This is a genomic window from Streptomyces sp. PL-25, assembly GCF_058344915.1.
Genome location: NZ_CP136997.1, coordinates 679,270 through 704,587 on the forward strand (window position 1 = coordinate 679,270; position 25,318 = coordinate 704,587).

24 protein-coding genes and 1 riboswitch are annotated in these 25,318 nt (G+C 75.4%); of the genes, 19 read left to right on the top strand and 5 right to left on the bottom strand.

Annotation, left to right across the window (positions count from 1 at the left end):
• Window positions 1-132: 132 nt before the first annotated feature.
• The 13 genes from R4Z62_RS02925 to R4Z62_RS02985 all read left to right on the top strand — a co-directional run bounded on the left by R4Z62_RS02925 (window position 133) and on the right by R4Z62_RS02985 (window position 14,227).
• The gene (locus tag R4Z62_RS02925) at window positions 133-1,029 is read left to right on the top strand and encodes a DUF305 domain-containing protein (RefSeq protein ID WP_355484203.1); all 897 of its coding nucleotides are present in this window, start codon (window positions 133-135) and stop codon (window positions 1,027-1,029) included.
• A 763-nt stretch (window positions 1,030-1,792) separates the two neighbouring features.
• Complete coding sequence (locus R4Z62_RS02930; RefSeq protein WP_491519040.1) at window positions 1,793-4,123, top strand: NADH-quinone oxidoreductase subunit H; 2,331 nt, start codon at window positions 1,793-1,795, stop codon at window positions 4,121-4,123.
• Window positions 4,123-4,806, top strand: a complete 684-nt coding sequence (locus R4Z62_RS02935) for a hypothetical protein (protein WP_018569619.1) — start codon at window positions 4,123-4,125, stop codon at window positions 4,804-4,806. The genes R4Z62_RS02930 and R4Z62_RS02935 overlap by 1 nt, the downstream gene beginning before the upstream one ends.
• A gap of 19 nt (window positions 4,807-4,825) precedes the next feature.
• Window positions 4,826-6,298, top strand: coding sequence for a proton-conducting transporter transmembrane domain-containing protein (locus R4Z62_RS02940; RefSeq protein ID WP_491519041.1), 1,473 nt, complete (start codon window positions 4,826-4,828; stop codon window positions 6,296-6,298).
• A complete protein-coding gene (locus tag R4Z62_RS02945; protein WP_491519042.1) occupies window positions 6,295-7,827 on the top strand; it encodes a hydrogenase large subunit in 1,533 nt (510 codons plus the stop codon). The genes R4Z62_RS02940 and R4Z62_RS02945 overlap by 4 nt, the downstream gene beginning before the upstream one ends.
• Window positions 7,824-8,651, top strand: a complete 828-nt coding sequence (locus tag R4Z62_RS02950; protein ID WP_491519043.1) for an NADH-quinone oxidoreductase subunit B family protein — start codon at window positions 7,824-7,826, stop codon at window positions 8,649-8,651. The genes R4Z62_RS02945 and R4Z62_RS02950 overlap by 4 nt, the downstream gene beginning before the upstream one ends.
• Window positions 8,644-10,746, top strand: a complete 2,103-nt coding sequence (locus R4Z62_RS02955) for a proton-conducting transporter transmembrane domain-containing protein (RefSeq protein ID WP_491519044.1) — start codon at window positions 8,644-8,646, stop codon at window positions 10,744-10,746. Before R4Z62_RS02950 ends, R4Z62_RS02955 begins: the two co-directional genes overlap by 8 nt.
• Before the next feature lie 52 nt (window positions 10,747-10,798).
• Window positions 10,799-11,260: a universal stress protein gene (locus R4Z62_RS02960; RefSeq protein ID WP_491519045.1), complete on the top strand. Its 462-nt coding sequence runs from the start codon at window positions 10,799-10,801 to the stop codon at window positions 11,258-11,260.
• A gap of 58 nt (window positions 11,261-11,318) precedes the next feature.
• Window positions 11,319-11,669, top strand: a complete 351-nt coding sequence (locus R4Z62_RS02965) for a DUF190 domain-containing protein (protein ID WP_064531258.1) — start codon at window positions 11,319-11,321, stop codon at window positions 11,667-11,669.
• Between the two features lie 44 nt (window positions 11,670-11,713).
• A complete protein-coding gene (locus R4Z62_RS02970; RefSeq protein ID WP_491519046.1) occupies window positions 11,714-11,998 on the top strand; it encodes a DUF211 domain-containing protein in 285 nt (94 codons plus the stop codon).
• Window positions 11,995-12,540, top strand: a complete 546-nt coding sequence (locus R4Z62_RS02975; RefSeq protein ID WP_382847612.1) for a hypothetical protein — start codon at window positions 11,995-11,997, stop codon at window positions 12,538-12,540. The genes R4Z62_RS02970 and R4Z62_RS02975 overlap by 4 nt, the downstream gene beginning before the upstream one ends.
• An 81-nt stretch (window positions 12,541-12,621) precedes the next feature.
• Window positions 12,622-12,685, top strand: a riboswitch (Fluoride riboswitch).
• A 30-nt stretch (window positions 12,686-12,715) separates the two neighbouring features.
• Window positions 12,716-13,231: an NUDIX hydrolase gene (locus R4Z62_RS02980; protein WP_491519047.1), complete on the top strand. Its 516-nt coding sequence runs from the start codon at window positions 12,716-12,718 to the stop codon at window positions 13,229-13,231.
• 24 nt (window positions 13,232-13,255) lie between these two features.
• Window positions 13,256-14,227, top strand: a complete 972-nt coding sequence (locus R4Z62_RS02985; RefSeq protein WP_491519048.1) for a diacylglycerol/lipid kinase family protein — start codon at window positions 13,256-13,258, stop codon at window positions 14,225-14,227.
• Window positions 14,228-14,261: 34 nt separating this feature from the next.
• Here R4Z62_RS02985 and R4Z62_RS02990 read toward each other — a convergent pair whose 3' ends face one another.
• Genes R4Z62_RS02990 through R4Z62_RS03000 form a run of 3 tightly spaced genes read right to left on the bottom strand, consistent with a single transcriptional unit; the run spans window position 14,262 to window position 17,970 of the window.
• On the bottom strand, window positions 14,262-14,837 hold the full coding sequence (locus tag R4Z62_RS02990) for a manganese efflux pump MntP (protein ID WP_064531263.1): 576 nt from the start codon (window positions 14,835-14,837) through the stop codon (window positions 14,262-14,264).
• Entirely contained in the window at window positions 14,801-16,384 is a 1,584-nt protein-coding gene (locus R4Z62_RS02995) for a MutS-related protein (protein WP_064531264.1), read from the bottom strand. The genes R4Z62_RS02990 and R4Z62_RS02995 overlap by 37 nt, the downstream gene beginning before the upstream one ends.
• The gene (locus tag R4Z62_RS03000) at window positions 16,381-17,970 is read right to left on the bottom strand and encodes a MutS-related protein (RefSeq protein ID WP_355485187.1); all 1,590 of its coding nucleotides are present in this window, start codon (window positions 17,968-17,970) and stop codon (window positions 16,381-16,383) included. The genes R4Z62_RS02995 and R4Z62_RS03000 overlap by 4 nt, the downstream gene beginning before the upstream one ends.
• Window positions 17,971-18,251: 281 nt before the next feature.
• On the opposite strand from R4Z62_RS03000, the gene R4Z62_RS03005 reads away from it, so the two are divergent.
• From R4Z62_RS03005 to R4Z62_RS03020, 4 genes are all read left to right on the top strand, one after another.
• A complete protein-coding gene (locus R4Z62_RS03005; protein ID WP_064531265.1) occupies window positions 18,252-19,556 on the top strand; it encodes a PP2C family protein-serine/threonine phosphatase in 1,305 nt (434 codons plus the stop codon).
• A gap of 174 nt (window positions 19,557-19,730) precedes the next feature.
• A complete protein-coding gene (gene dhaK / locus R4Z62_RS03010; RefSeq protein ID WP_064531266.1) occupies window positions 19,731-20,723 on the top strand; it encodes a dihydroxyacetone kinase subunit DhaK in 993 nt (330 codons plus the stop codon).
• Between the two features lie 58 nt (window positions 20,724-20,781).
• Complete coding sequence (gene dhaL / locus R4Z62_RS03015; RefSeq protein ID WP_382847603.1) at window positions 20,782-21,390, top strand: dihydroxyacetone kinase subunit DhaL; 609 nt, start codon at window positions 20,782-20,784, stop codon at window positions 21,388-21,390.
• A gap of 1 nt (window position 21,391) precedes the next feature.
• Window positions 21,392-21,802, top strand: coding sequence for a PTS-dependent dihydroxyacetone kinase phosphotransferase subunit DhaM (locus R4Z62_RS03020; RefSeq protein ID WP_018570841.1), 411 nt, complete (start codon window positions 21,392-21,394; stop codon window positions 21,800-21,802).
• 106 nt (window positions 21,803-21,908) lie between these two features.
• Here R4Z62_RS03020 and R4Z62_RS03025 read toward each other — a convergent pair whose 3' ends face one another.
• A complete protein-coding gene (locus R4Z62_RS03025; RefSeq protein WP_389598167.1) occupies window positions 21,909-22,619 on the bottom strand; it encodes a glycoside hydrolase family 75 protein in 711 nt (236 codons plus the stop codon).
• A 386-nt stretch (window positions 22,620-23,005) separates the two neighbouring features.
• Between R4Z62_RS03025 and R4Z62_RS03030 the strand changes: the two genes are divergently transcribed.
• Both R4Z62_RS03030 and R4Z62_RS03035 read left to right on the top strand, forming a co-directional pair.
• Window positions 23,006-24,016 carry a fibronectin type III domain-containing protein gene (locus R4Z62_RS03030; RefSeq protein WP_491519049.1) on the top strand — a complete coding sequence of 337 codons (1,011 nt, stop codon included), beginning with the start codon at window positions 23,006-23,008 and terminating at the stop codon, window positions 24,014-24,016.
• Window positions 24,017-24,177: 161 nt separating this feature from the next.
• A complete protein-coding gene (locus R4Z62_RS03035; protein WP_064531270.1) occupies window positions 24,178-24,732 on the top strand; it encodes a hypothetical protein in 555 nt (184 codons plus the stop codon).
• A gap of 26 nt (window positions 24,733-24,758) precedes the next feature.
• On the opposite strand, the gene R4Z62_RS03040 is transcribed toward R4Z62_RS03035, so the two are convergent.
• A complete protein-coding gene (locus tag R4Z62_RS03040; RefSeq protein WP_064531271.1) occupies window positions 24,759-25,304 on the bottom strand; it encodes a PadR family transcriptional regulator in 546 nt (181 codons plus the stop codon).
• Window positions 25,305-25,318: the final 14 nt, after the last annotated feature.

A 25,318-nucleotide genomic window follows, 5' to 3' on the forward strand; every position in this document is an offset into this window, starting at 1 on the left:
GTACCTACGGTGAGGAGCGAGCCGGTCACGCGGTCACCCCGTACGGCTCCCCGCGCCCGTGACCCGCGCGGAACCGCTCGCGCCAGGTCCGGCCGGGCTGTCTTCCGGCCTCTCCCCCTGAAGGGCTCTGCCGTGCACATACCCATACCCTGGCGCCGCCGAGGCGCCGTGCTGTTCACCCTCGGCGCGGTCCTGTGCGGACCCGCCGCACCGGCCACCGCCCTGTCCTCCGCGGCGGCCTCCCCTCCCCCGGCGGTCCCCGCCGCGTCCCCCGCGGCCCGCGCCGGGGACGGCGGGGCTGCGTCCGTCTCGCCGCTCGCCTGCCGGCTCGGCGAGAAACTGACGGCGCTGCGCGGCGCGGACCTGGAGACCGCGTTCCTCGCGGGGATCATCGCGCACGACGAAGCGGCCGTCGCCATGGCCCGCCTGGAACTGGACCGCGGCACGGACAGCGCCCTGCGCGCCCGTGCCCAGACCCTGCTCACCGCGCACCAGCGCCAGGTGGAGCAGTTCACCGGCTGGCTGCGGCAGTGGTACGCGATGACACCGGCCCAGGCCCTGGCCAGGCTCTCCCCCGATGTCCGCACCACGCTGGCCGCGCTGGAGCAGGAGGTGCAGCGCCTGCTGTCCGGACTGCGCGGCACCGGCGAGGGCACCGGCTTCGACCGGGCGTACGCCGACATGATGATCCCGCTCCACACCTCCGGTCTGATCCAGTTCCTGGAGCCGCAGGCCCGCGCCGTGCACGCCGAGCTGCGGTCGGCGGCCGCCACCGGCGTCACCGGCCAGGAGTCGGAGATCGCGGGCTTCTCGGCCTGGCTGTCCGGACACGGCGCGCACGCCGCCACCGTCCCCGGAACCGCCGCGTCCGCCCCGGTGACGCTGCCCAAGGGCGCGGCGGACACCGGGGAGGGCGCCGCCCCCGTGTCCCCCGGGCCCGTCGTCGCCGCCGGGTGCGCCCTGGCCGCCGCGGGCGCGGGCGTCGGCACGCTCCTGCTGCGCCGCCGACGCCGCGCCGCCCGCGGCTGACGGCGCCACAGGTCCGCCGCCGCGCGCGGCACGGGACGGCGCGGGGCGGCATCCGCCGTCGCGGGACGGCACAGGTCACCGGGGGACGACCAGGTCTTCGCGGGACGGCACGGGCCGTCGCCGGGTCGGACGGTTCGGGCCGTCCGACCCGGCGGCGGCCCTTCTTCGGCGGACCGCGCCCGCGTGCGTACGCGGGCGGGCGCAGACGGCGGGCGCGGGCGGGGCGCGGCCGGAACGCCGCCGTGCCGCGACACCGCCCGGCCCGAGCCCCGCCTGACCTGTTCGGACCGCACGAGCGGACAGGCGCCGCCCCGGCGGTTACGGTGAACCGAGAAGGCGCGCCCGCTGCGCCGAACGGTGGTGGATCCCGCCGTGGTCCCCGGTGCCCCGGTGACCGAACCGCCGAGAGGCCAATGGTTCCTGTCCCGTTCGTCCCGCGTGCGCCCGCACACCGGAGGAGGACAGCACCATGGCCGACGCTGCCGCACAGACCGCGCCACCAGGGCCGCTCCGCGCACGCCGGGTCCGGCCCGGCGGGGCGGCCCGCCGCCCGTGTGCGGCACGGCCACCCGGTGGTGGCCGCCCCCGCCGGTCGTGCCCGCACCGCTCCCGGTCGCGGACCCCGCTCGTCCGGTGGCGGCCCGGCCGCTGTCCGCAGTTGCCCGCCCGCTCCCGGCGGCGGCCCGCCAGATGGTGCTGCCTGCCGCCGGGCGCGGAGACCGCCGCGGGGCCGGAGGTCCCGCCGACGCGGAGGACCCGTGCCATGCCCACACCCCGCGACATCGTCAGGGAACCGGCCCGCGCCCTGGCCGCTCTGCCCGGCCTGGCCGAGGGGGCGACGCTCGCCCTCGGCGGTCCGCCCCTGCCCGAGTCGCTGCTCGCCCGCCTCCCCGCGTCCGGTCCGCGCGGTCTGCGCCTCCTGTGCGCCCGCACCGCGCTGGACTCGCCCCAGGTCCGACGGCTCATGGCCGACGGGAGGTTCAGCGGCTGCACGGTCGCCGTCCCGTCCCCCGCCGAGGGCGGCTTCGGGTCCGCGGCGCCGGTGCCGGTCGAATGGCTCACGGTGCAGGAGATGACGGAGGGCCTGCGGGCGGGGGCCGCGGGTGTGGACGACTTCTACTCGCCCGGCGAGGTGCACACCGCCATCCGGACGCCGCGCCCGGACCAGGCCCGGGACAAGCCCGCGCATCTGCGCCTGGGGCCACTGCCCTTCGCGCACAAGGCGTCGCTGCGCTGCGACGTCGCCCTGCTGTACGCGGACGAGGCCGACCTCGCGGGCAACCTGACGGTGACCGGGCCCTTCGCCGAGCTGTCGGCGGCCATGGCGCACGCCGCTGCCTCCGCCGCCGTCGCCGAGTGCGCGGTGGTGCGCACCGCCGGATGCCTGAGCCGGGCCGCGACGACCGTCCCCGGGCGGTACGTCACGGCCGTGGTGCCCACGAGCCGTCACCGCCGCTTCCCCCGGCGCGCCGACGGGCCGGACACCGCCCCCGGGAGAGGCGCCGTGACCGCCGTGACCGGCGGCGCCGCGCGCACGGCGGCCCTGGACGTGCTGTGCCTGGGCCTGCTGACCGCCGCCGTCCGCGACGAGCGGCTCACCGGGTGGGAGGACCGCTGGTCGCCCGCGCCGGTGCGCGGCGGGCGCGCGGTCCGCGCGTGGCGGGCCGTCGGCGCGGCGGGCTCCGCCCCGGTGGCCTGGACCGTCGTCGCCGTCCGCTGCGCGCTGCCGCCGCACCGGCACGGACCCGGGGGGCGACTGGTCCCGGCGGCGGTGCTCGCCGCCGCCGGGACCGGCCGACGGCTGCTGAGCCGGGCCGTGGACCGGCCGCGGCCCCCCCGCCGAGGAGCGCCGCACCCGCGTCCACGGGGCGAGTTTCCCGTCCCGGCACACCATGACCGCCCTCGTCGCCTGGGCGCTGGCGCTGGAGGACCGCCGCGCGGCGACGGGGATCTGCTGCGCCGTCGCGGCGGCCCGGCTGGCGCTGCGCGCGCACCGGCCCGCCGACGTGCTGGGCGGCTGGCTGTTCGGCCGGACCTGCCTGGCCCTCGCGGACCTCGCCCGCCGCGCTCCGCGGGCGGACCGGGCCCGGCTCCGTACGCGCCGTCCGGGGCCGGACGGCTGGGGGCCGCCGTGGCGGTGACCCTCTCGCCGTACCTGGTGCAGGCGCTCCAGCCGCTGACGGTGCTGGTCGCCGCTCCCGGGCTGTCCGGGTGGATCGCGAAGGTCGAGGCGCGGCTCCAGGGACGGCGCGGGCCGCGCGTGTCGCAGCCGTACCACGATCTGGTGAAGCTGTTCGGCAAGGAGTCGCTGGCGCCGTACGGGGCGAGCCGGTTCTTCCTGGCCGCCCCGGTCGTGGCGATGTGCTGCTATCTGACGGTGCCGCTGCTCATCCCGGTCCTGACCACGTTCGGGCTGCCGCTGGGCTACGCGGGCGACATCATCGGCGGCAGCTTCCTGCTGGCACTGGCGAGCTTCTCGGTGGCTGTCGCGGCGGCCGAGAGCGGCAGCCCGTACGCGCAGCTGGGAGCGAGCCGGTCCAAGACGTTCGGGGCGATCACCGAGCCGGTGATGCTGTTCGTGGTGTTCACCGTCGCCATGATCACGGCGACCGATCTGCCGTACGCGCAGGCCGCCGCCGTGCGCTCCTCGGGGGACCAGGTGATCCGCCCGGCGCATCTGCTGGCCTCCGCCGCGCTGTTCCTGGTGATCCTCTACGAGACGGCCCGCATCCCGGTCGAGACGCACACCGGGACCAACGAGTTCGGGATGATCGAGGAGGCGCGCGCCTTCGAGCACTCGGGGCCCCACCTGGCGCTGCTGAAGTGGGGCTCGGCGATGAAGCAGCTGATCCTCTACACCATCCTCCTCGATGTCTTCCTGGCGCCCTGGGGACTGTCCTCCACCACCGGCGTGCTCTCGGTGGTCCTGGCGATCGGCGCCCTGGTCGGCAAGACGGCGCTGCTCGGCTGCGTGGTGGCCGTCATCGACAACAGCTTCGCCAAACTGCGCCTCTTCAGGATCAGTGAGTTCGTCGCGGCCGCGTTCCTGCTCGCCGTCCTCGCGGTGTTCACCCTCTATCTGGGAGGCGGCTGATGACTCCACCGCTCGCCGCCGGCACCGCGCCCACCACCTTCGAGGGCGCCACCAACACCATTGCGGTGCTGCTCCTGCTGACCGAGTTCGCGATGCTGCGGGCCTCCCTGTCCCGCTCCCAGGTGCGTCTGTACGCGGTGCAGTCCTTCCTGGTGTCGGTGCTCGCGGTGATCGTGGCCGCCGCACGCGACCTGCCCGAGCTGTACGCCCTGGCCGTGGTGTCGCTGCTGCTGAAGGTGGTCGCGGTGCCGTGGCTGATCGGTCGACTGCTGCGCGACGCCCGGGTGGAGATCGCCGGGTCCGGTGCGATCGGGGTGGCCGCCGCCACCCTGCTGTCGCTGGCGCTCGCCGGGTTCGGGTTCTTCGCGGTCGGCTCGCTGGATCTGCGCAGCCGGTTCCTGCCGCCCGCCGCGCTCGGCCTGTCGGTGTCCGTCGTGCTGGTCGCGTTCGTCCTGATGATCGTGCGGCGCGACGTCGTCTCGCAGGCGGTCGGGTTCTACTCGCTGGAGAACGGCGTCTCGCTCGCCTCGCTGGTGGTGGCCGCCGGTATGCCGCTCATCATCGAGGTGGCGTTCCTGTTCGACCTGCTGGTGGCCGTCGTGGTGTTCGGCGTGCTGATGCGCGTGCACCACCACCGCACCGCGTCCCTGTCCACCGAGTCCCTGACCTCGCTCCAGGGCTGAGGGGAGGCGAGGAGAGACCGTGACCGCCGTACTGACCCTGCTGGCCCTGCTGCCGCTGCTCCCGGCGGCGGCCGCCCTGACCGCGCCGGTGCGCCTGACGCAGTGCCTGACCGTGGCCTCGGGCGCTTCCTGCTTCGTGCTCGCCTGTGCCCTCGTTCCCCAGGGCGGCCGGCACGCCCTGCACACCGGCATCCTGCGGGCCGACGCTCTGTCGACCGTGTTCGTGCTGGCGACCGCGTTCGTCTACGCCTGCTGCGCCGCGCACAGCGTCGGCTATCTGCGCCACGACGAGCGCAGCCGCGACTTCCCCCGCTACGCGCGCCGCTTCTACGTCGGCCTCAACCTGTTCGCCTGGTCGATGCTGTGCGCGCCGCTGGTCGACGGGCTGGCCCTGCTGTGGGTGGCCGTCGAGGTGACCACCGTCGTCTCGGCCCTGCTGGTGGCCGTGGAGAACACCGAGGGCGCCACCGAGGCGGCGTGGAAGTATGTGCTGCTCGCCTCGGCGGGGCTGGGCATCGCGCTGCTCGCCACGATCTTCATGTACTACGCGGGCTCCCGGGTGCTCGGGCAGACGTACGACCTGGGGTTCGCCCCGCTGCTGGAGGCGGCGACACGCCTGCCGCACACCGCGGTGCGGCTCTCCTTCGTCCTGGCCGTGCTGGGATTCGGGACCAAGGCGGGGCTGGTGCCGGTGCACACCTGGCTGCCCGACGCGCACGCCGAGGCGCCGAGCACCGTCTCCGCGATGCTCTCCGGCTCCCTGCTCGCCGTCAGCTTCTACGCCGTCCTGCGCTACTACCAGGTGGCCGCGGGCACGCTCGGCCCGCACTTCCCGCGCACCGTGCTGCTGGTCCTCGGGGTCGCCTCGCTGCTGCTGGCCGCCCTGTACGTCCTGGACCAGCACGACATCAAGCGCCTGCTCGCGTACTCCAGCGTCGAGCACATGGGGATCCTCACCGTCGGTGTCGGTTTCGGCGCGCCGATCGCGCTGGCCGGTGTGCTGCTGCACGTCCTGGCGCACGCGGCGGCGAAGGGCAACGCCTTCATGGGCGCCGGTGCGCTGGTGCGCGCGTACCGCACCAAGGAGATCCGCCGGCTGCGCGGCGCCGCCCGGGTGCTGCCCTGGTCGGGTCCGATGTTCCTGGCCGCGGTCCTGGCGCTGTCCGCGCTGCCGCCGTCCGGGATCTTCCGCAGCGAGTTCCAGATCGTGGCGGGCGGCCTCGAGTCGGGGCACCACGGGGTGGCAGCGGTGCTCGTGGTGCTGGTGACGCTGGCCTTTTTCGGGCTGGCGGTCGCCGCCACCCAGGTCGTGCTCACCCCGGCCCCCGCGGACGGCGCGCCGGGAGCCGGGGAGCCGGGCGCGCGCAGTGTGTGGATGGTGGTGCCGGTGGCGGCGGGCCTGGTGGCCCTGGTGGTCCTGGGCGTGCACCCGCCCGACGCGCTGGCCGCGCTGCTGGCCCGGGGCGCGGCGGAACTGGGAGGCGTGTCATGAGCGCACCGGCACCGGCACCGGACAGCGGCGTACGGCGGCTGAGCACCGCCGCCTGGGGCCGGGTGCTGCGGGGCACGGCGGCGGGCGAGGGGCGGCCCGGAGCACGGTTCGCGGGCCTGTTCGGCAGCGGCGGGGCGGACGGCTCGGTACGGCTGCTCGCCGTGCTGTTCCCGAGCGGCGGGGCCGAGCCGCTGGTGCTGGAGACGGTCCTGCCGCCGGGACGCCTGACGTATCCGTCGCTGAGCCCGTGGCTCCCGGCCGCGTTCTGGTACGAGCGGGCCCTGCACGACCTGTTCGGCGTCGTCCCCGAGGGTCATCCGCGGCTCGACCCGCTGCTGCTGCCGCTCCAGGAGCCCGGCCGGACCCCGCTGCCCGGGACCGCGCGCGCCCCGGGCCCGCTCGTGCCCGACGAGTCGGCGCTCCCGCGCGCGGTCATCGGTCCGGGCGTGTTCACCATCCCGCACGGCCCGGTGCGCTCCGGAGTCGTGGAGTCCGTCGAGTACCTGGTGGAGACCCCGGGCGAGGACATCCCGCGGGTCCAGATCCGTGTGTTCCACAAGCACCGCGGCGTCTCCAAACGCTTCGAGGGCCGCACCGTCGAGGACGGCATGGCGGCCGCCGAGCGCGTCGAGGGCACCGCCTCGGTCGCGCACGCCCTCGCGTTCTGCCACGCCGTCGAGCGGTGCGCCGGTCTCACCGTGCCCTGGGCGGCCCGCCTGGTCCGGGTGCTCTACGCCGAACTGGAGCGGGTCGCCAACCATCTCGACGTCATGGTCAAACTCACCGACGCCGCCGGACTCGCCGTCGCCACCGCCCGGTTCGCCCTGCACAAGGAGCGCGTCCTGCGGCTGACCGGCCGGCTGTGCGGCAGCCGCTTCGGGCGGGGCGCGGTCGTGCCCGGCGGTGTCAGCGGTCTGCCGTGCCTGTCCCCCGCCGCTCTCGACGGCGCGCTCGCCGCGCTGCGCGACGCCGTGCGGGCCGACTGGCGCGCCGCCCTGCACACCCCCTCCTTCCTCGACCGGCTGCGCGGCACCGGCCCGCTGCCGCCGGCCGTCGCCCGCGCGCACGGCGCGCTCGGACCGCTCGGCCGGGCCTCGGGAGCGGGCCCCGACGTCCGCTACGAACGCCCGTACGACGCCTATCCGTCCCTGGGGCTCGGCGCGCCGCCCGAGTTCGCCGAGGGCGACGTCATGGCCCGCACCCTGGTCCGCGGGGCGGAGCTCACCCGCTCCTTCGAGCTGCTGCACCAGACCAGCGGCGAACTGCGCGCCCTCGACGGCGACGCGGCCCTGTGCGTCCCGGTCCCGGACGCGCCGAGCGGGTTCGCGGTGGGCTCGGCCGAGGCACCGCAGGGCGAGACGCTGTACCTGCTGCGGCTGCGGGAGGGCCGGATCAGCCGCTGTGTGCCGCGGTCGGCCTCCTTCCACAACCTCGTGCTGTTCCACGAGGTGTTCGCCGGGGACGTCCTGACCGACTTCCCGTTCATCGAGGCGAGCTTCGGTCTCTCGATCGCGGGGGTGGCGCTGTGACGCCCTGGTTCGTGCGCGGGCTGCGGGAGGGGATCGTCACCACGCGCTACCCCCGCGGGACCGACCCGTACGAGCGGGACTTCCCGGCCGCCGTGACCGTGCGGCCCGCCGCGCCCCGCGTCACCCGCGCCGAGCTCGACGGGATCTGCCCCACCGGCGCGCTGGACGCCGCGTCCGACGGCACGCCCCGGCTGGACCGAGGGCGCTGCGTGCTGTGCCGGCGCTGTGTCCGGGTCCGCCCCGACGTGTTCGCACGGGCGTCCGGCGCCGCGACGGCCGCCGTCGCGCGGGCGGCGCTCGTGGTGCCCCGGGTGCCGGAGGACGAGGCGGCCGTCGCCGCTCTGCGGGCCCGGCTCGCGGCGCGGACCGCGCGCTTCCGCCGCTCCCTGCACATCCGGCACGTGGACGCCGGTTCCGACGGCAGCGAGGAGTGGGAGATCGCCGCCCTGACGAACCCGGTCTACGACATCCATCGGCTGGGCCTGTTCCTGACGGCCAGTCCGCGCCACGCCGATGTGCTCATGGTGACCGGGGCGGGCGCGCGGGGCATGGCCGCGCCGCTGCGGCGCACCTACGAGGCGACCGCGCAACCCGTCGTGGTGATCGCCGCCGGCACCGACGCGTGCAGCGGCGGCATGTGGGCCGGGTCCTACGCGACGCACTCGGGCATCGGCGGCCTGCTGGACGTCGACATCTGGGTGCCGGGGTCGCCGCCGAGCCCGTTCTCGCTGCTCCAGGCGCTGCTGCTGGCCACCGGCCGGCTCGGCCGCGCGGACCGGGAGCCGCCGGACGGCGAGACGACGGAGGGAGGCCGGGGTGAGTGAGCTGATCGCGGCCGGTCTGCTGCTGTTCGCCGCCGCCGCTCTCTTCGACGTCCTGCCGGGGCGGCGAGCGCCGTACGCCGTGCCGTATCTGCTGTGCGCGGCGGGCAGCGGCTGCCTGGCGGCGGTGGGCGCGCTCGCCCTGGGCCGGACGGGGCGCGCCCCGCGCCTGGACCTCGGCGACACTCTGGGGTTCGGCACGGCCGCCCTGCGCGTCGACCGTCTTTCGGGGCTGTTCTGGCTGCTGACGTTCGCCGTCGCCGTCGCCGCCTGTCTCACCGCGGCGGGCTGGGCGTCCGCGCGGCGGCCCGGCCGGGGCCCGGCCGCCTACCACGCCCTGGTCCTCGCCTCCGTGGCCGTGGTGGAGAGCGCGGACAACGTCTTCCTGTTCGTCATGGCCTGGGAGGGCATCACCCTCGGCTTCTATCTGCTGACCGCGGCCGGGCACCGCCGCATCGGTCCGGCCGTGGCGACGTTCGGCTTCGGCAAGGTGTCCGGTGCCGCGCTCCTGCTCGGTCTGCTGACGGGCACCGCCCGCACCGGGGACTTCTCCCTCGCCGGGCTCGCGGAGCTGCCCGCGGGCACCGCGCGTTCGGCCACCTGGGCGCTGCTCGTCCTGGCCTTCGCCGTCAAGACCGGGCTGGTCCCCGTGCAGGTGTGGCTGCCCCGCGGCTACGCCGCCGCGCCCGCGGGACTGCGCCCGGTGCTGGCCGGCGTCGCCGTCAACGCGGGCTTCTACGGTCTGTGGCGCACCTTCGCGCTGCTGGGTCCGCCGCCCGCCTGGCTCGCCGTCACCCTGCTTCTGCTGGCCGCGCTGACCGCGTTCCTCGGCATCGCGCACGCGGCCGTGCAGGCCCGACTTGAGCGGGTCGTCGCCTGGTCCAGCATCGAGAACGCGGGCCTGATCTGCACCGGGTACGCCGTCGCGCTCGTCGGCGCGCTCACGGGCAGCGAACGGCTCACCGCCGCCGGGCTGCTCGCCGCCACGCTCCAGACGATCGCGCACGCGGTCGCCAAGACACTGCTCTTCGCCGGAGCCGCGGCCGTCGAGTCGGACGCCGGTACCGGCGACCTCGAACAGCTGCGCGGCACCGCGCGCCGGCTGCCGTGGGCGGCCGGCGGGCTCGCCGCCGGTGCCGTCACCCTCGCCGGGCTGCCGCCCACCGCGGGCTTCGTCTCGGAGTGGTTCCTGCTGGAGAGCCTCATGCAGCAGTTCCGGTACTCCGCCTTCCCCTACGGACTCGCCCTCGCGGTCGCGGGCGCCCTGATCGCGCTGACCGCGGGTTTCGCCTCGGTCACCTTCGTCCGGATCGTCGGCATGGTCGTCCTCGGCCCCCGGGACGACCGTCCGGCCCGCCGTGCCCCGTGCCGGGCGGACCTGGGGATCGCGGGGCGCGCGGGCGTCCTGCTGCTGGCCCTGGGCGGCCTGGCCGCCGCCGCCCTGACACCGCTTCAGCTACGGGTGATCAGCGCGGGTCTCGAACCGCTGGTGCCGCGGGACGCCACCCTGGGCGCGCTGGTCTCGCCCTGGGTCGTGCAGCCCGTCTTCGCCGGGTTCTCCAGCCTCTCCCCGAGCTGGCTGTGGGTGGTGATGCCGGTGCTGTGCGCGGGCGTCCTGGTGCTGCTGGTGGCGGCCTCGCGCGGCGGGGCCCTGCGGGTGCGGCGGGTGCCGGCGTGGCGTTCGGCGAGCGGCGGTGTGCACGGCGACGATCGGTACACCCCCTTCGGGTACGCCAACCCGACCCGGCGTGTCCTGGGCGCCGTGCTGCGCACCCGCACCCGCGCCACACCCACCGGCATCGCACCCGCCGTCGCCGCGCGACCGGGCACCGGGGACCCTCCGGCACCGGAACCGGAAGGGGAACCGGGACCGGAGGGCGCCGGGCCGGTGCGCACGGCGGCGACCGGAGGCACCCTCGACTACGCGTCCGACGTGGTGGAGGTCGTCGAGGTGTATCTGTACCAGCCGTTCTACCGTCCGCTGCGCGCGCTGGTGGCCGCGGCCAAGCGCCTCCAGTGCGGCCGCCTGGACGCCTATCTGACCTACATGCTGATCGTCCTGGTCGGCGCCCTGGCCCTCGTGGCGGCCCTGTCATGACCGGCCCTGCGGCGGTCGTTCCCGCGGCCCGGCCCGGTGAAGGAGGAAGCCGATGACCGCGTCACCGTTCCACAGGATCCTCGTCGGCTGGGACGCCTCGCCCGCCGCCCGCGCGGCGCTGGCGGCCGCGGTGGCGCTGGCCGGCGACCGGGGCGGCGTCCTGGTGCGCGCCGTGCTCGTACCGTCCGAGCACACCGAGACCGGCGGTGAGCGCACCCGCGACCTCGGCGCCCAGCGCGCCTGGGTGCAGGAGCGCTTCGACCGGGCGTGGCAGGCGCTGCCGCCCTTCGCCGGGCAGCTCCGACTGGACTGGGGCACCGGCACGGACATCGCCGCCGACCTCGTCGCGAGTGCCGCCGAGCACGGCTGCGACCTGATCGTCCTGGGCCGCCACGGCGCGGACAGCCATCTGCGGGCCCGGCCGCTGGGCGACGTGGTGCGGCGGGTGACCGAGCGGGCCGCCCTGCCCGTGCTCGTGGTCCCCGCCGCGGCGCCCCCCGAGGACACCGGGTGAGAACGCCCCCGCACCCGGCACTTCCGAGCAGTACATCAACCGAACGGAGCAACCGCACATGAGCAGGCACACCCGCCCCGGCCTGAAGGTCACCGTCTTCGTGGGCGAGAACGACACCGTGCACCACAAGCCCCTGGCCACCGAGATCGTGCACCGCGCGCACAAGGCCGGCATCGCCGGGGCCAGCGTCTTCCGCGGGGTCGAGGGCTACGGGGCCCACTCCCGCATCCACACCCAGCGCATCCTGTCCCTGAGCGAGGACCTGCCCATGGCGGTCGTCTTCGCCGACTCCCCGGAGAAGGTACGGGCGTTCCTGCCGGAGCTCGACGGGATCGTCTCCGAAGGGGCGGCCATCCTGGAGGAATGCGAACTGGTCCGCTTCACCCCGGACGACCGGTCCGACGCGTAGGCACACCGACAGGACACGCAGGCACTCCGACAAGGACACCGCTCATGCCGATCCGCCGACTGGTCCTCGATGTCGACATGGCCATCAGCGAGCCGAGCCTCACCCATCTGGCGCAGAAGATCGAGAACGTGCCGGGCGTCCAGGCCGTCAACATCTCCGTGACCGAGATCGACGTCGAGACCATCGGGACCGACGTCACCATCGAGGGCGACGCCCTGGACCTGACGGCCATCCAGCGGGCCATCGAGCACGCCGGTGCCGTCGTGCACAGCACCGACGAGGTGGTCGCGGGCGCCTACACACTCGACCGGACCCCCCGCAAGAGATGACCGTCTCCCTCACGAAGGCCGCCGGGGCCGTCCGGCTCCCCCTCGTCCTCGGGATCACCGACGGCCTGCTCAACGCCCTCACCCTCGCCTCCGCCTCCCTCACCGGGTCCGGCACCCCGGTCAGCTGGAGCCTGGCGGTGCGGGTCGGCTGCGCCGCGCTGGTCACCGCCGCCTTCACCGTCATGGTGGCCGACTACGCCGAACGCCGGGCCCATCTCGCGCACATCACCCGGCAGCTCAGCCTCGGCCGCGGCCGGAAGATGGCCGCCACGCACCTGGGGCGGCTCGCCCTGCTGCGGTCCTGGCGCGCCGCGCTCGTCGCCTGTGTGTCCAGCTTCGCCGGGGCCGCGCTGCCGCTCGCGCTGGGCGCGGTCCTGCCCGGCCCGCCGTGGATCGTCGTGGCACTCGCCGTCCTCGCCCTGTCCTGCCTCGGCGCCATGCTCGCCCGTCTCCTGACCGCCCGCCCCGTCCTGTGGGCGCTGGCCATGGCGGCGGGCGGCGTCGCGACCACCTGGGTCGGCATCCGGCTGCGCATCGCGTGACCGGCCGGGCCGCGCGCGGGGTCCGCCGGACCGCGCGGAGGACTTGCGGACGGACCGGGGACGTACGCCACAATAGGAGGGCATCGCCATGGCGATGGGGCTCGCCACAACCGCAGGACCTCCTGCTGATGGCCTCTACCGGTAACACCCGCACATCATCTGCGAGGAGATCGGCATGAGGATGCCCGACGATGTCCTGCTGCGCTGCTCCGCCGTCGTCTTCCGGGGCGAGTCGGTGCTGCTCGTCCACCGCACCGCCCGGGGCGCGGACGACTGGGTGCTGCCCGGCGGCACCCCCCGCGCGGGCGAGAGCATGGTGGCCTGCGCCCGCCGCGAGACCCGCGAGGAGACCGGCCTCGCGGTGGAACCGGCCCGGGTCGCGTTCGTCCTGGAGGCCGTCGACCCGGACACCGGGCGGCGGACCGTGGACCTGGTGTTCACCGCAGACGGCGCGCCCGGCCAGACGCCCTCCTCCCGTGAGGAGGGCATGACGGCCGAATTCGTGGCGTTCTCCCGGCTGCGCGCTCTCGACATGAAGCCGCCGCTGGCGGGCCATCTGCCGGGCCTCTTCCACCGGGGCGGGCGCCGGTACGCGCCCTACCTGGGCAACCTGTGGCGCCCGCGGAACGGCACGCGGGTCACCCGCGCCCTGTCGGCGCCGCCCCCGCTCCCCCCGTTCCGTTCCCGGTGACGTCCGGACGGGGCTGAGCGCGCCATGGCCGCGGAGCGGCGGGGCCGTCCGGCGCCGACGGGGCGCGCGGACCCGTCCCGCATACGGCCGCTGCCCGGCGGGGCCGGACTGCGGGTGGTGGCCAACCCGGCCGCCACCGGCGCGGAGCGCGCCCTCGCCGAGCTGCGGAGCCTGCTGCCCCGGGCCCGCCCGGTCACCGTCCGCTCCCCCGGCGGCCTGCCCGCCGCCCTGGAGGCGGCCGCCCGGTCGGCGGCCGAGGCGGGCGGGGCGCTGGGGGTGGTCGGCGGCGACGGCTCGGTCAACGCGGCGGCCCGCGCCGCGCTGCGCCACGGCCTCCCGCTCGCCGTCTTCCCCGGCGGCGCGCTCGACCACTTCGCCGCCGCGGCCGGTCTGCGCTCCGTCTCCGTGGCGGCCACCGCCGTGGAAGAGGGCCGGGGAGCGGCCGTCGACGTGGCCCTGATCGGCACGCCGGGCGCCCACCGGCCGCCCCGGGTGTTCCTGAACACCTTCGCCCTGGGCGCCTACGCCGATCTGGTCCGCTTCCGGGAACTGGTCCGCCCCCGCTGCGGACGGCGGGCCGCCACCGCGCTGGCGCTGCCCTTCGCGAGCGGCACCGCCCGGCCCTTCGCGCTGCGCCTGGACGGCACGCCACGCCGCCTCTGGCTGCTCTTCGCGGGAAACGGCGTGTACCGGCAGCACTCCCTGCACGCCCTGCCGACGCGCGAGCGGCTGTCGGACGGCCTGCTCGACGTGCGGCTGCTCGACGCGGACGCCGGGCAGCGGCACGGCCGGCTGGTCGCCCTGCTGGCCGAGGCGGTCGACGCACCGCACGCGCTCGCCCTTCCCGAACAGCACGTCGTGCCCCGGCTGCGGCTGGCCGGTCTGCGCGGCCTGACCTACGCCTACGACGGCGAGGCGGCCGCCGCCCCCGACACACTGACCCTGACGGCGGCGCCCGCCGCCCTGCTCCTGTACCGTCCGGTGCCCTCGAAGTGACCGTACGGCCGGGCGACGCGGGCCCGGAGCCGCGCTATGTCCCGGTCGCCTCGTGCACGCCGACACCGATCAGCACGGCGGCGGCGACGGCGGGCGACCAGGCGCCGACGACCCTGGCGGCCACCCCGGTCCCCAGTCTGTTGCCGAGCCAGATCATCGCGTAGCCCCAGAACGTGACGGCCGCGGCGACGCCCCACAGCGGGACCGCCGCCGAGACCGTGGCCCCGAAGCCGTTGGCGACATTGGTGAACGACAGGCCGACACCGAGCAGCAGGCCCTGGCGCGGGCCGGGGGGTGCGGACACCGGCGGTGCGGTGCGGTGGACGCGGCGGGGCCGTACGTACATCTGGTACAGGTAGAGGAGCGCCACCGACACGAGCACCCCGCACGCGACCAGGCCGGCGGCGGCCGGGGGCACCCGGCGGGAGACGAGGTCTCCGCCGTACGCGCCCAACAGAACGCTGGCCAGGCCGACCGTGTTGACGAGCGCGTTGATCCGGTGCGGGAACCTGATCCCGGCGACGCCGTAGGCGAGGCCCACCCCCCAGTTGTCGAAGTTGGCGGCCAGGCCGATCAGATCGGCCGTGACCGCGGTGCGCAGCCAGTCCATGGGCGTCCCGTTCCGCGCTCGTCGAGGAGTGCCGCGCCCACCGGAGCCGCCGGCCGCTCGCCGAAGACGCGCGCGTACAGATCGGCGCCGTGGGCGGTGGGCTCGGGCGGGCCCTCGACCAGCCGGTGGGTGCGGCGGCCGTCGGGGGTGCGCTCGGCGCGCAGGAACACGGTGCCGGCGCCGTGCGGGCGGTGTGTGTACAGGCCGTGGGACAGCTCGTACAGATGGGTGACGCACACCGCCTTCACCCCCGCCTCGGTCAGGGCGCGCAGGATCTGCCGGTTGATCTCCGCGCCCTCCCGCTCGTCGGTGGCGGCGAACGACTCGTTGAACAGGACGAGGCCGCGCGCGGTGAGGCGGTCGGCGATGCCGCTCATCCGCGCCAGCTCCTCGTCCAGTTTGCCGCTGACCATGTCCGGGTCCTCCTCCCGCCGGAAGTGGGTGAACACCTGGTCGCGCGGGTCGGCGGCAAAGGAGTCGGCGGCGGCGAACATGCCGCTCTGCGCCATGAGATGGGCCAGTCCCACGGCACGCAGGAAGGTGGACTTGCCGCCCTCGTTGGCCCCCGTGACCACCAGCAGCCGGGCCCCGTCCGCGTCCACGTCGCTGCCGACGACGGGCCCGGCGCCGCGCAGCGCGAGACACACGTCGTACAGGCCGCGGCAGGTGAGGACCGGTGTGCCCGGTGCCGCGGGATCGGGGCGGCACACCGGCGCGCCCCGGGCGGCGAGCACCGCGCGCAGGTTGAGGCAGCCCGTGCAGAAGCCCAGTTCGCGGCGGAGCGCGGTGAAGAAGGCCAGGATGTGGTCGCAGGAGCGGGCCAGCGCGTCGGCGGCGAGGTCGAGGCCACGCCCACGCAGCTCGCCGAGCGCCCTGGCCCCGGCTTCGTCGCGTTCGGGCAGGTGGTACGTGTACGCCGGGGGCCCGGAGGAGGTGAACAGGTCGCGCCAGCCGCGCTTGTGCGGCGGTTCGCGCAGCACGTACCCCGCGCCCCGGCAGCCACTGGTCGGCCGGGCGCTGACCAGGACACCGCCGCGGAAGCGCAGCCGCTCGGCGTGGCCGCGCAGCCGGGTGAGGCAGTCGTCGTCGAGTTCGGTGGCCAGCATGGCGAAGAACCGGCGGAACCCGGCGGAGCGGAACTCCCCGGCACGGGTGTCGGCCAGGTGCCGCAGCCGCTGGAGGAGTTCGAGGAACAGAGCGAGGACGTCCAGCGAGCGGGCGAGGGACGCCTCGGGGGAGCGTACGAAGCTGCCGAAGACGCGCTTCTCGCGGGCCAGGGCCTCGGTGGCCAGGGCGTACAGCTCGCGGACCGTCTCCGGTTGCCGCAGGCAGTCGGCCAGGACGTCCTGCCGGTAGCGGATCTCCTCCGGGTCGGTGAGCGGGGACATCATGACCCGGCGGGCGCATTCGTACAGGAAGGCGTCGCCGTCGGCCATCGCCGCGTACAGCGTCCCGAGGTCCAGGTCCCGCGTCAGGTCGTCCTCCTGCGGGCCGGGCGCGGTGTCCCAGGCCGGGTCGCGGTCGCGGTGCAGGAGCCGCGCCCTCACGGCCGGATCCTGGCGCGCAGGCGGTCGTGGGTGAGCCCGTGGCGTTCGGCGACGGCGACGGCGTGGGAGAGGCCGTCGGCGGGGCCGCGTCCGATGCGGAAGGTGCGCACGGCCGGGTCGGCGGGGTCGACGGCGGCGACCATGCTGACGGTGGCCTCGCCCAGCCTGGACAGTTCGTCGACGAAGGTGACGCAGACGCCGATCAGGCCGCGGTCGATGAACTGTTCGAGGGTGCGAGCGCCGAGCAGCACGGCGTCGTCGAGGGTGGTGGAGGTGAACACCTCGTTGAGGACGACGACGCCGCCCGGTGCCGCCCGCTCCAGGACGGCGTGCACGCGGAGGAGGTCGTCGTACAGCTTTCCGCCGGGGTCGTCGAGGCGCTCGCCGTGCTCGAAGTGGGTGAACAGCCCGTCGCACAGCAGGAGCCGGGCCCGCCGCGCGGGGACCGGGCAGCCGAGCGCGGCCAGGTGGTGCAGCTGTCCGAACGCACGGGCAAACGTCGTCTTGCCGCCCTGGTTCGGCCCCGACACGACGAGGAACCGCTCCGGCCCGCTCAGCCGGAAATCGTTGAGCACCGACTCGGCCCCCTCCCGGACGAGCTTGTCCGCGAGCACGAGGTCGAACATCCCCTCCGCGGCGAGCTCCCGGTCGCCCTTCGCACCCTCCAGCACCTCGGGCAGGCAGAACGGCAGCCCGGCCCGCTCCAGCGGCGCGGTGAACGCCCGGTAGGCCAGATAGAACTGGATCTCGCGCTCGAAGGCCGTGATCCCCGGGTCGAGGAAGTCCGCGTGCCGCTCGCGGAACCGCTCCAGCTCCGCGAAGACGTCCGGGTACAGCAGGGCGACCCGGTCCAGGACGGCTTCCTCGACATGGTTCATCACCTCGTCCGAGCGGAAGCGGGACCGGTGGTCCTTCGCCTCCCCCTGCCGGAACCGCTCGAAGTCGGCGAGGACCTCGGCGCCGTAGTCCCCCTGCCCCTCGTAGGCGCTCACCCTGACCCGTCCCGGGGTGATGAGCAGGCAGTAGTGGACGTCGTCCAGCTGTTCCTGAAGGCGGCGCGCGTCCCGAACGAGTGCGGTGAAGGCGGCGGAGGCGACGTAGGAACCGGCGTACGCGGCGATCGCTCCCAGGGCCGGGGAGCGCGGTGCGGCGCGGGCCAGGTCCCTGGCGAGCCCCGCGCACGCCGCGGTGTAGGCGTGCACCGCCTCCAGCGACCAGTCCGCCGCCTGGTAGCGGTGGCGCATCGCGCCGGCGCGCCGGAGCCGGTCCCGCACCTCGCGCATCCGCTCGCCGAAGCCGTCGAGCCGGTCGGCGAGAGCGGGCAGCTCCGCCAGGTCCCGGAAGACGGCCTGCCGGTGGCCGACCGTACGGAGGTCCCCCGGCCGCGCCCGGAAGAACGGCGCGAGACCGTAGGCGGGACGGCACAGTTCGAGCGCGTCGACGAGCTGGTCCAGGTTCAGGTCGCGGAAGCAGTCCGGCTCGGGCGGCGACATGCCGGCCCGGTCGGCGCCGTCGGGGAACAGCACGCTCGGTACGCGCGGGGCGCCCGGGTCGGCCCGGTCGGGAGCGGCGCGGTCGGCGGCCATGGTCCTGCCTTCCTCCGGTGCGCGGGCGCACGCGGGTCGGACGACAGGAACCATCGGCCTGGTCGGCGGTTCGGCCTCCGGCGCACCGGGGGCCACGGCGGGATCCACCACCGCTCGGCGCGCGGACCGCGCCGGGGACAACGTCTGCTTCCCACTGTTTCCCGCTGTGCGCGCGGCAAACCCCGACGTCGGCCGTGTCCGCCGCCGGGTTCGTTCCTCACGGACCGTTCAGACCTGCCTACGGAACGCTATACATTCGGACGGGTGCCGAGAGGAGCGCGATGAAACGGGATCCACGGCAGCCTGGGGCGCCGCACACGGAGCACGAGCCGGACGCGGGGGCGGCCCGGCTGCGGCTGCTGGCCGAGGCGAGCCGGGCGCTGGCCTCGGGCCTGGACGCGGAGGAGGCGCTGCGCCGACTGGCCCGGCTGGTCGTGCCGCATCTGGCGGACGCCTGTGTGGTCGACGTGGCCGAGGGCGAGCGGCTGCGGCGGCTCGCGATCACGGACCGGGAGCCCGAGCGGTCGCTGCGGGTGCTGCCCGGCGGGCTGCTGCCCGGTCCGGACGACTCGTCCGCCGCGCTGGCGAAGGTGCTGCGCGGCGCGGGGCCGGTCGTCGTCTCCGGCGTCGGGCTGCCCGACCCCGCAGACCCGCTCCAGTCCGCCCAGTGGGCCCTGTACCGCATGCTGGACGCCGGGACCGCGCTGATCGTGCCCATGCTGGTGCGCCGCCAGGTCCTCGGCGCGCTCACGTTCGTGCGGCGCGCGCCGGGTGCCGTGTTCGACGAGCAGGAGCAGGCGCTGGCGGCGGATCTGGGGCACCGGGCGGGGCTGGCGCTGGACAACGCCCGGCTGTACGCGCTCCAGCAGTACACCGCCGAACAGCTCCAGCTCTCCCTGCTGCCCGACCTGACCGGTCTGGCCCACCTCCAGCTCGCCGCCCGCTACGTGGCCGCCCGCGAGCGCGCCGAGGTGGGCGGCGACTGGTACGACGCCTTCCCGCTCCCCGACGGCTCGGCGGTGCTCGCCATCGGCGACGTCGTCGGCCACGACCTGGCCGCCGCCGTCCGCATGGGCCAGCTGCGCAACATGCTCCGCGCCCTCGCCTACGACAGCGGCGACGACCCGGCCGGGGTGATGAGCCGCCTGGACCGCGTCATGCAGGGCCTGACCGGCATCGAACTCGTCACCGCCGTCATCGCCCGCCTCGAAACACCCACCACCGACGCCACCGCGCCGTGGCGACTCCACTGGACCAACGCCGGTCATCCGCCGCCGCTGCTGGCCCGGCCCGACGGGCGTACCGTCCTGCTGGAGGAGGCGAGCGCCCCGGTCCTCGGCGTGGACCCGGCCCTCGCCCGGACCACCGCGACCTGCGAACTGCCCTCCGGGTCCACCGTGCTCCTCTACACGGACGGCCTGATCGAACGGCCCGGCGAGGACATCGGACGCGGACTGACCCGGCTGCGCCAGCACGCCACCGCACTGGCCCGCGAGCCCCTGCCGGTCTTCCTCGACGAACTGCTCACCCGGATGAGCGACCGGCAGCAGGACGACGTGGCGGCGCTGGCGCTGCGGGTGCCCTGAGCGCCGGTCCCGGCCCGCCCACCGGCAACGCACCGTGCCGGGGCACCCGTTTGCCCCATTCACTGCCCCATTCACCTGTGCGGTCGCCACACGTGACCTTCGCTCGCGCAAGGCCGATACTGCCGGTAGGAGTGCTTCGGCCCACCACGCCCGCCAGATCACCGGGAGATGTTCATGAGGATGTTGATCAACGTAGCCGAGACCGTCGTCGCGGACGCGCTGCGCGGTATGGCGGCCGCCCATCCCGAGCTGACGGTCGATGTGGACAACCGGGTGATCGTACGGCGGGACGCCCCCGTGGCCGGGAAGGTCGCGCTGGTGTCCGGCGGCGGATCGGGGCACGAGCCGCTGCACGGCGGGTTCGTGGGTCCCGGCATGCTGTCGGCGGCCTGTCCCGGAGAGGTCTTCACCTCGCCGGTGCCCGACCAGATGGTGCGGGCGGCGGCGGCCGTGGACAGCGGCGCCGGTGTGCTGTTCGTCGTGAAGAACTACACCGGCGACGTGCTCAACTTCGACATGGCCGCCGAACTCGCCGAGGACGAGGGCATCCGGATCGCGAAGGTGCTGGTCGACGACGATGTGGCGGTGACCGACAGCCTCTTCACCGCGGGCCGGCGCGGCACCGGCGCCACCCTGTTCGTGGAGAAGATCGCGGGCGCGGCGGCCGACGAGGGCCAGCCGCTGGAGCGGGTCGAGGCCGTCGCCCGGCAGGTGGACGACAACTCCCGCAGCTTCGGTGTCGCGCTGAGCGCCGTCACCACCCCGGCCAAGGGCAGCCCCACCTTCGACCTGCCCGACGGGGAACTGGAGCTGGGCATCGGCATCCACGGCGAGCCGGGGCGGGAGCGGCGGCCGATGATGACCTCGCGCGAGATCGCGGACTTCGCGGTGAACGCGATCCTGGAGGACATGAACCCGCGCAACCCCGTGCTGCTGCTGGTCAACGGGATGGGCGCGACCCCGCTGCTGGAGCTGTACGGGTTCAACGCCGAGGTGCACCGGGCGCTCGCCGAGCGCGGGGTGGCCGTCGCCCGCACACTGGTCGGCAACTACGTCACCTCCCTCGACATGGCGGGCGCCTCGGTCACCCTGTGCCAGATCGACGAGGAACTGCTGCGGTTGTGGGACGCTCCCGTGAACACGCCGGGCCTGCGCTGGGGCCTGTGACCCGCGCCGGCACGCCGACCGTATCCGCCACGCGTATCCACCACGCAAGGGAGTTCCAGTGCTCGACGCCGATTTCTTCCGCCGCTGGATGACGGCGACCGCCGCGTCCGTCGACCGTGAGGCCCAGCGGCTCACCGACCTCGACTCGGCCATCGGGGACGCCGACCACGGCAGCAACCTCCAGCGCGGGTTCACGGCCGTCCGCCAGGAGCTGGAGCAGGAGCGGCCCGGCACTCCGGGCGAGGTGCTGGCCCTCGCCGGGAAGCAGCTCATCTCGAAGGTCGGCGGCGCGTCGGGGCCGCTGTACGGGACCCTGCTGCGCCGTACCGGCAAGGCGCTGGGCGACGCCCCCGAGGTGACGGAGGCCCAGCTCGCCGAGGCGCTGCGGTCCGGGGTCGACGGGGTGATGAAGCTGGGCGGTGCGGCACCGGGCGACAAGACGATGATCGACGCGCTGGTACCGGCCCTGGACGCGCTCGCCGACGGGTTCCCGGCGGCGAGCGCCGCCGCCGAGCAGGGCGCCAGGGACACCACCCCGCTCCAGGCCCGCAAGGGCCGGGCCAGCTATCTCGGGGAACGCAGCATCGGGCACCAGGACCCCGGTGCCACCTCGTCGGCGTTGCTGATCGCCGCCCTCACCGAGGCGGCCGAAGGGGCGGAGGGCTGACGTGAGCGACGACAAGCCGGTGGGGATCGTACTGGTGTCGCACAGCGCCGAGGTCGCCGCCTCGGTGGCGGAGCTGGCGCGGGGGCTCGCGGGCGGGGCGGACAACGTCCCGGTGGCTCCCGCGGGCGGCCGGGAGGGCGGTGGCCTCGGCACCAGTGCGGAACTGGTCGCCGCGGCGGCGGCGTCCGTGGACCGGGGGGCCGGGGTCGCCGTCCTGACCGACCTCGGCAGCGCCGTCCTCACCGTGAAGGCGCTGCTGGCCGAGGGCGACGAGCTGCCGGAGGACACCCGGCTGGTGGACGCCCCCTTCGTGGAGGGCGCGGTGGCCGCCGTCGTCACCGCCGCCACCGGAGCCGACCTGGACGCGGTGGAGGCGGCGGCGGCGGACGCGTACGCCTACCGGAAGGTGTGAGGCCGGACGCGGGACGGGACCGCGGGGGCGGGACGGGACCGCGGGGGCGGGGCGCGCCCCGTCCGGCTCCGGCGGGCCCGTGCGGGCGGTCCGGTCCCGCCGGGGATCATCTGACCCGCGCGCTCGCGCCGACCAGCCGCCGTACCAGGCGCTCGCCCTGCCGCACGGCCTCCGCGTGGTCCTCGATGCGGTCGACCCGGGAGTTCTCGAAGACGATGTACGTCACTCCCGAGCGCACCCCGCCGGTGCGCGGGTCCGCGGGGATGCCGAGCCGGCGCGCGGCGGCGTAGGACGCCTCGCCGATGACGTCCCGGGGGCCGGTGTCGCCGACGACCGCGTACCGCACCCGGCCCCGGTAGACGACCGCGGCGACCGATCCGCCGCGCAGTCCGTGGTCGCGGTGGTCCCAGATGCGGCTGGGGGCGGGCAGGACGATGTAGGGCAGGTGTTCGGCGTCGAGGCGCCGGCCGTCGGACTGGGCGTAGGCGGCGGCCGGGGAGAACTGCGGGTCGGTGCGCCGGTTGCAGCGGCGGGTGGGCCGTCCGTCGCAGTCGATGTCCAGGTCCGCCTTCCAGTACACCGCGCCGGGCAGGCCGCAGACCGGGATCGTGGCACGGACGCCCGCGTCGGAGCGGTAGCGGCCGTGGGAGATCTGCGCGCAGTGGCGCGTACGGGCCAGCAGGCCGGCGGCGGTGCCGCTCTCGCCGTGGGCCGCGGGTTCCGGATGCGGCCGGTGGGACACGGGAACGACGGGCAGTGTCGTCGGAGCCAGCAGGGCGGCGCTCGCCGCGACGAGGGTCAGCGACTGGACACGCACGATGAGGAACCCTCTCCTCGGGGACATTGACAGACATTCATCTCATCAGTGATGAATTCGATCGTGCGGCACACGTTAGGGGACCGGACGGCCCACGGCCCGTAACACCTGCCGGGCGGCCGGGGGCCGGGCCGCGGGGCCACGGATCCCCCGGCCGCCCGCGCCGGCGCGGGAACAGCGACGACAGCGGTCCGCGCCACGGCACGAACTCCCTGGATCGACCGGGCAGTTCGGCTGGGATGTCCCTCAGCATACGCAATCGCGTACGGAGCAGGACCGGCCCGGCCCTCTTGATGCGGCCCCGTCAACACGGCATATTGGTCCGGACCATTGTTCGCAGCGGTGTCCGGGCCCTCCGCGCCGCAGTTGACGGGGAGGCAGACCTCGTGCGACGCGTTCGGCAGCCCGATTCCCGCCGGTCCCGCCTCCCCGGGCGTGTCGCCGCGGTGTGCGGGGCGCTCGCGCTCCTCGCGGCGTGCGGGCGGGGCGCCGCGGACGACGGGGAGGGCGGCGGCCCCGGGGCACCGGCCGGTGTCACCGCGGCGGCCGGCAGCGCCACCAGCGTGCACGTGATGTGGAACGCGGTGACCTCCAGCACCGGCGTCAAGGAGTACCAGGTGTTCCGCGGCACCGAGAAGGTGAAGGACGTGCCCGCCTCGGAGCACATGGTGGACGTCATCCGGCTCAGCCCGTCGACCACGTATGTGTTCACCGTGCGGGCGCTGGACACCGCGGGACGGCTCGGGCCGCGCAGCCGGGAGGTGCGGGCGACGACGCCCGCGGCCGTCGCGGCGGACCGCTCCGCTCCGTCCCGGCCGCTCGACCCGCGCGGCCGGGTGGTCGGCAGCCGGGCCGTCCAGCTCTCCTGGTCGGCCGCCCGGGACGACCGGCGGGTGGTCTCCTACGACGTCTACCAGGGCGGCACGAAGATCCACAGCGTGGGTGGCGGCCAGACGGCGACCGTGGTCACCGGGCTGCGGCCGGGCACCCGGTACTCCTTCACCGTGCGGGCCCGGGACGCCGCCGACAACCTCTCCCCCGCCAGCGCGTCCGTCGTCCTCACCACCCCGGGATCCGACGACGGACGGGGCACCGCGCCGACCTCGTTCCACGCCGCGACCCACCGCGCGGACGGCGCGTACTACCTCGACCTCGACTGGGTCGCGCCGCGCACCGACGGCGTGGTGACGGAGTACCAGATCCAGCTCGACGGACAGCCCGCCACCTCCCTGGTGTGGGGCGGTGCTCCGCCGCGCGGAAAGGCCACCTACAGCTTCTACCTGGGCCGGGACGCGGGAGCGCACCACCGGGTGCGGCTGCGGGCGAAGCTCCCGGACGGCACCTGGGGCGGCTTCTCCGCCGAACGGACGGTGACCACCGGGGCGGACGGCGGCTAGTAGGTGGTGCCCGGATCGCACCGGGCGTCACCCGAGCGGGTGCGCCGCGCGTGCGGGCGGCGCCGGGCGGGCGTTGGCTGCCCCTGAGGAGACGGCACGGGCGATCCCCCGTCTCCGGCGGCCCATGGGACGGCCCGCCGACCGTGCCGCCGGAGGACTCCATGCGCCACACCCAGCCACTCGCGCACATCGCCCCGGCAGCGGCGGCCGCCGCCGTGACGCTCGCCCTCGCCGCCCAGCCGGCCGCCGCGGGACCGGGCATCTCGGTGAGCACCAACGGCTCCACCGTGTCGGTCACCACCAGCGCGTGCACCCTGGTCGAGGGCGGCTGGGGCACGGCGTCGCTGCTCGCCCCCGGGCAGACGAGCTTCGCCCAGGGCCGCCGCTCCGCCCTGGCCGGGACGACCGCGCACCAGACGGCGGCCTGGCAGAGCGTACGGCCGGGCACGTACACCGTGATCGTGGTGTGCGCGAACAACATCACGGCCGGCACCCAGTCCGTCGTGGTCTCCGCCGCGTCCCGGCCGACGATCTCGGCCACCTCCGCGCCGGCCGCCTCCGCCGCGCCCTCGCGCGGGGTGATGGGCGGGCTCGGCGGGGCCGTCCGGGACTACGGCACCCTCACGGTCGCGGTGGGCGGGACCCTGGTCGGGGCCGCGCTGATCGCCACCGGCTGGGTGCTGCGCCGCCGCCGCTCCGGCCCGTACCGCCTCTGACCGGCCTCGGTCGGCGGCAACCGCCCTCAGCCGCCGTCGGGCAGTTCGGCGAACTCCGCCAGGGCGTGCCCGAGCCACTGGGTCCAGAAGGTCTCCAGGTCGATCCCGGCGCGCAGCACCAGGTGCCGCAGCCGGTCCTCGGAGCTGTCCCTGCCAGGCGGGAAGTCACGCTCCTCGATCTCCCGGTACTCCGCCAACTGCCGCTCGTGCGCCTCCAGATGGCGTCTGAGATCGTCCTCGATACCCGCCGTGCCGACCACCGCGGCGGCGCGCAGCCGCAGCAGCAGCGCGTCCCGCTGCGGCCTGGGCTCCTGGGCCGCCGCCGTCCAGCGGGCCAGTTCCGCGCGGCCGGCCGGCAGCACCTCGTAGCTCTTCTTCTGCCCGCGGGCCGGCTGGGCGGACGGCAGCGCCCGGATCAGACCGTCCGCCTCCAGCTTTCCCAGTTCGCGGTAGATCTGCTGGTGCGTCGCCGACCAGAAGTAGCCGATCGACCGGTCGAAGCGGCGCGTCAGCTCCAGCCCCGACGACGGCTTCTCCAGCAGGGCGGTGAGGATGGCGTGCGGCAGTGACATGCGGTCATCCTAGG